The organism is Mesorhizobium sp. (genome assembly GCF_024509055.1).
Classification (GTDB): domain Bacteria; phylum Pseudomonadota; class Alphaproteobacteria; order Rhizobiales; family Rhizobiaceae; genus Mesorhizobium.
In genome coordinates this window covers 1-4,329 of the sequence record NZ_JANINM010000131.1, presented here as the reverse complement: position 1 = coordinate 4,329, position 4,329 = coordinate 1, and the positions used below count along the sequence as shown (strand labels likewise).

Sequence of the window (4,329 nt, the reverse complement as noted above, 5' to 3'; positions counted from 1 at the left end):
TTCTTCACCGGCTTCTTGTCGGCGGTCTTCCAGCCGTTCTTCTTCCAGCCATGGATCCATTTGGAAATGCCGTCCATGACGTATTTGCTGTCGGTGTGCAGCTCGACGGCGCAAGGCTCCTTCAGCGCGTTCAACGCCGAGATGGCGGCCAGCAGTTCCATGCGGTTGTTGGTCGTCTCGGCCTCGCCACCCGACAATTCCTTGGTCTTGCCGTTGAATCGCAGAATGGCACCCCAGCCGCCCGGCCCGGGATTGCCCGAGCAGGCGCCGTCGGTGAAGATTTCAACCTGCTTGGTCATGTCAGCCCGTATTCGGATGGCGATCTGATCGCGCGGTGGAAGCGCATGCGGCGGATATATTCGGTCGGATCGCGCTTCATCACCAGCCCGCCGTCGGGAATGGTCAGCCAGTCGTAGAGCCGGGTCAGCATGAAGCGCAGCGCCGAGCCGCGCGCCAGCATCGGCAACGCTGCCTTCTCGTCGCCTTGCAACGGCCGCACCGACTGGTAGCCGGCCAGCAGCGCCGCGCCCTTGGTGAGGTTGAAGGAAAAATCCTTCTCGAAGCACCAGGCGTTGAGGCAGGTGGCGACGTCATAGGCATAGAGGTCGTCGCAGGCGAAATAGAAGTCGATCAGCCCCGACAGCTTCTCGCCGAGGAAGAAGACGTTGTCCGGGAACAGATCGGCGTGGATGATGCCTTGCGGCAGGCCCGTTGGCCAATTGCGCTCGAAGTCGATGAAGTCGGCGTCGACCTCGGCCGCGAGTCCGCGTTCGACCTCGTCGGCGCGCTCGCGCGAGGCGGCCCAGAGCTTGCGCCAGCCGTCGATGGCGAGCGCGTTCGGCCGCTTCATCGGAAAATCGCCACCGGCCAGATGCAGTGCGGCCAGGGCCTTGCCGACCTCGCCGCAATGCGCGGCCGTGGGGCGCCTGAGCGACAGGCCTTCGAGGAAGGTGATGATGACGGCGGGGCGGCCGGCGAGCGTGCCAATGACGGCGCCGTCATGCGCGGTGACCGGAAGCGGGCAGGAAATGCCCTTCCTGGCGAGGTGGCCCATCAGGCCAAGGAAGAACGGCAGGTCGGCCTTGTCGACACGCTTCTCGTAGAGCGTCAGTATGTAGGAGCCGGTGGAGGCATGGACGAGGAAATTCGAATTCTCGGTGCCTTCGGCGATGCCCTTGTAGGACAGCAGTTCTCCTACCGGATAGGATTTCAGGAACGCGGTCAGCTCGCCTTCGTTGACGTCGGTATAGACGGCCATGCTGTTCACGCAGCTCCATTGACGAAGGCCATGTCGGCCGCCGTCAGTTCGACATCGCGCAATACCCGCATCACCGGAAAATCCTCCGTTTCCGTGGCCGTGACGGCCAGATCGATCGTGACATCGAAGCGCTGGCGGAAAGCATCGATGATCTCATCGACGATGATTTCCGGCGCCGAGGCGCCAGCCGATAGGCCGAGCGTCGAAATCTCGGCGATGTCATCCCACGGAATTTCGGAAGCCCGCTGCACGAGAAGCGACATCTTGGCGCCGGCGCGCTCCGCCACTTCGACAAGTCGGCGCGAATTGGAGGAATTGGGCGCGCCGACGATGAGGAACAGGTCGGCCCCGGGCGCCGTTTCCTTCACCGCCTCCTGGCGGTTGGTGGTGGCGTAGCAGATCGATTCGGCCGCCGCCGCGTGCAGCTCCGGAAAACGCTCCTGAAGGGCTCGGATGATGCCGGCGGTGTCCTCGACCGACAGCGTGGTCTGGGTGACGAAGCCCAACGCCGCCGGGTCGGTCGCGACGAAACGCGCTGCGTCCGCTTCGGTCTCGATCAGGGTCACCGCACCTTCCGGCAGCTGGCCCATGGTGCCGATCACTTCCGGGTGGCCGGCATGGCCGATCAGCAGCACATGGCGGCCGAGGCGCTGGTGGCGCATCGCCTGCTTATGCACCTTCGACACCAGCGGACAGGTGGCGTCGAGATAGAAAAGGTTGCGCGCCTCGGCGTCCGCCGGCACCGATTTCGGCACGCCATGCGCGGAAAAGACCACTGGGCTTTGCCGATGCCCGGCCGGGATCTCGGACAGTTCCTCGATGAAGACGGCGCCCAGGCTCTGCAGGCCCTCGACCACATAGCGGTTGTGCACGATCTCGTGGCGGACATAGACCGGCGCGCCATATTTCTTCAGCGCCAGGACGACAATCTGGATGGCACGGTCGACACCGGCGCAGAAGCCGCGCGGCTGGCAGAGCCGGATCGTCAGTGGTGGCTTTTTCTCAGTCATCAGCATGGGCCGGTTCAGTCGGAAGCTCGACGCGAAATGAGGCGCGCACCCCTGCCGTGTCAAGAGCGGCGGCTCAAAGCGCGTCGCCTTTGAACGGATCATGCAACGCGCTTTAAGTCTTTGTTTTCATGCCCGTCGTCATCCCGAACCGCAGCGCACTTTTGGGCGACATGCGCTAGCCTTCTTTCGCCGGCCGGCGCAGCCTGAGGATGAGCACGGCGGCGAGAGCCGCGGCCAGCCCATACCAGGTGACGGCGTATTGCAGGTGGTTGTTCGGCAAATCGATGATGGTCACTCCGCCGACCGGCAGGCCGCCGGGGTTCGGCGTCTTGTCGGCATCGATGAAGAACGGCACCAGCACCGCGCCCGCGGGCAGACCTGCGCTCGCCGCCATGGCGTCGCGGTCCTTCCAGAAGAAGATGTTCTTGGCGATGTCGTTGTCGGGAAGCATCATCGAGGGCTTGCCCGGCAGCGGATTGCGGGCGAGACCGGTCACTGTCACCCTGCCAGCGACCTCGCCCTTCTGGCGCTTGGCCGGATCTTTCAAGTCGTAAGGCACGAAGCCGCGATTGACGAGCACGAACCGGCCGTCATCGAGCTGCATGGGGGTGTAGACGTTGAAGCCACTGTCACCTTCCCAGGTCGCGAAGAAATCGCGTTCGCCCTGGTGCAGGAAAGTGCCCGTGACGGTCACCGGCGTGTAGTCGACATCGCCGGTGGAGGCAAATTGCTTTTCGACATCGGCCAGCGGCAGGGGCGCCGAGTGGGTACGCTTGTCGATGGTGTCGAGCAGGCCTTCCTTCCAGTACAGGCGCTGCACCTGCCAGGTGCCAAGCCCCATAAGGATGACGAACACGACAAGGCTAAGGAAAAGCAGCAACAGCGAGCGCGGCCGCGCGGGGCCGGCGGTCCGTCCGGTCATATCGGTCATTGTTCGCTGTCCAGCCGGCCTTCCGCGGCTTTCCTGCTGTATTGCAGGGTGATCAGCACCCCCTTGATGAGGCGCAGCGCCGTCAGGCTCAGCACCAGCGCCAGGGGTATCCACAGCACGAAATGCAGCCAGAGCGGCGGGCTGAGCGTCACCTCCATCCAAAGCGCCAGACCGACGACGATGAAGCCGATGATCAGGATGACGAAAACGGCGGGGCCGTCACCGGCATCGGCGAAGGAATAGTCGAGGCCGCAATTGTAGCAGCGCTTGCCGACGGTGAGGAAACCCGAAAACAGCTTACCCTCGCCGCAGCGCGGGCAGCGGCCGTGCAGCCCGGCCGAAATCGGGTCGATGGGTGGCCAGATCGCCTTATCTTCACTCATCTAATGATCTTCGCTCATTGCATGATTTCGATCGGTGTGCCGTCGGCCACCATTGTCCAGATTTCATCCATGTTGGAGTCCGTAACCGCAATGCAGCCGTCGGTCCAGTCGACCAATTGAAGCAGCCCGCCCAGCCAGCCGAAGCCGTTCGGCTGGCCATGGATCATGATGAAGCCACCTGGCTGGACACCGCGAACGTTCGCGGCGGCGAGATCGTCGGTATTCGGATAGGAGATATGGATCGACTTGTAGGCCACGCTGTCGGCGTTGCGCCAGTCGAGAAAATAGCGACCTTCGGGCGTGCGCTGGTCGCCTTCCCGGTGCTTATGGCCAACAGGGTCGCCGCCGAGCGCGATGCCATAGCTGCGCAGGACCTTGCCGCCGCCGATCAGTTCCAACTGTCGCCGTGACTTCTCGACACGCACGAGATCGACCTTCTGGCCCGGAAGCAAGTCCGGCCCCCGCACCGGGGAGGTGGTGATCAGACACGCGAAGATGACAAAGGGGATTCTCGCCCACATAGGTTACCGATGGCCGGCCATTGTGCCGAAAAGAAGAAGGCGGCCGCGTTGCCGCGACCGCCTTCGCAATCTGTGAACGTCAGGCGCTTGAAGCAATTCCGGACGGAAACCGCTTCGCGCTTTCCTGGAATTGCCTGGATCAGTGGCCTTCGATCAGCGCGCCGCTCGAACCCCAGACATAGATCGCGCTGAACAGGAACAGCCAGACCACGTCGACGAAGTGCCA

The 4,329-nt window shown here is 63.4% G+C and carries 7 protein-coding genes; all 7 read right to left on the bottom strand.

Going from position 1 to position 4,329, the window contains the following annotated elements; genetic code table 11:
- The coding region (gene rnhA, locus Q0L57_RS07010) for a ribonuclease HI (protein WP_296739974.1) at positions 1-299 on the bottom strand (299 nt) is incomplete at its 3' end.
- Positions 296-1,258 carry a homoserine kinase gene (locus tag Q0L57_RS07005; RefSeq protein WP_296739980.1) on the bottom strand — a complete coding sequence of 321 codons (963 nt, stop codon included), beginning with the start codon at positions 1,256-1,258 and terminating at the stop codon, positions 296-298. The genes rnhA and Q0L57_RS07005, both read right to left, overlap by 4 nt.
- Before the next feature lie 5 nt (positions 1,259-1,263).
- Positions 1,264-2,274, bottom strand: coding sequence for a 4-hydroxy-3-methylbut-2-enyl diphosphate reductase (gene ispH, locus Q0L57_RS07000; RefSeq protein WP_296739973.1), 1,011 nt, complete (start codon positions 2,272-2,274; stop codon positions 1,264-1,266).
- A gap of 169 nt (positions 2,275-2,443) precedes the next feature.
- Entirely contained in the window at positions 2,444-3,199 is a 756-nt protein-coding gene (locus tag Q0L57_RS06995) for an SURF1 family protein (RefSeq protein ID WP_296739971.1), read from the bottom strand.
- Positions 3,196-3,582: a DUF983 domain-containing protein gene (locus Q0L57_RS06990; RefSeq protein WP_296739968.1), complete on the bottom strand. Its 387-nt coding sequence runs from the start codon at positions 3,580-3,582 to the stop codon at positions 3,196-3,198. Before Q0L57_RS06990 ends, Q0L57_RS06995 begins: the two co-directional genes overlap by 4 nt.
- Before the next feature lie 14 nt (positions 3,583-3,596).
- Positions 3,597-4,034, bottom strand: coding sequence for a L,D-transpeptidase family protein (locus Q0L57_RS06985; RefSeq protein WP_296739967.1), 438 nt, complete (start codon positions 4,032-4,034; stop codon positions 3,597-3,599).
- A 208-nt stretch (positions 4,035-4,242) separates the two neighbouring features.
- Positions 4,243-4,329, bottom strand: an 87-nt coding sequence (locus Q0L57_RS06980) for a cytochrome c oxidase subunit 3 (protein WP_296739977.1), incomplete at its 5' end; no start/stop codon positions are given.

Excerpts from the sequence above, each read along its gene's own strand:
- Q0L57_RS07005 (WP_296739980.1), bottom strand. The coding sequence starts at position 1,258 with ATGGCCGTCTATACCGACGTCAACGAAGGCGAGCTGACCGCGTTCCTG.
- ispH (WP_296739973.1), bottom strand. The coding sequence starts at position 2,274 with ATGCTGATGACTGAGAAAAAGCCACCACTGACGATCCGGCTCTGCCAG.
- Q0L57_RS06995 (WP_296739971.1), bottom strand. The coding sequence starts at position 3,199 with ATGACCGATATGACCGGACGGACCGCCGGCCCCGCGCGGCCGCGCTCG.
- Q0L57_RS06990 (WP_296739968.1), bottom strand. The coding sequence starts at position 3,582 with ATGAGTGAAGATAAGGCGATCTGGCCACCCATCGACCCGATTTCGGCC.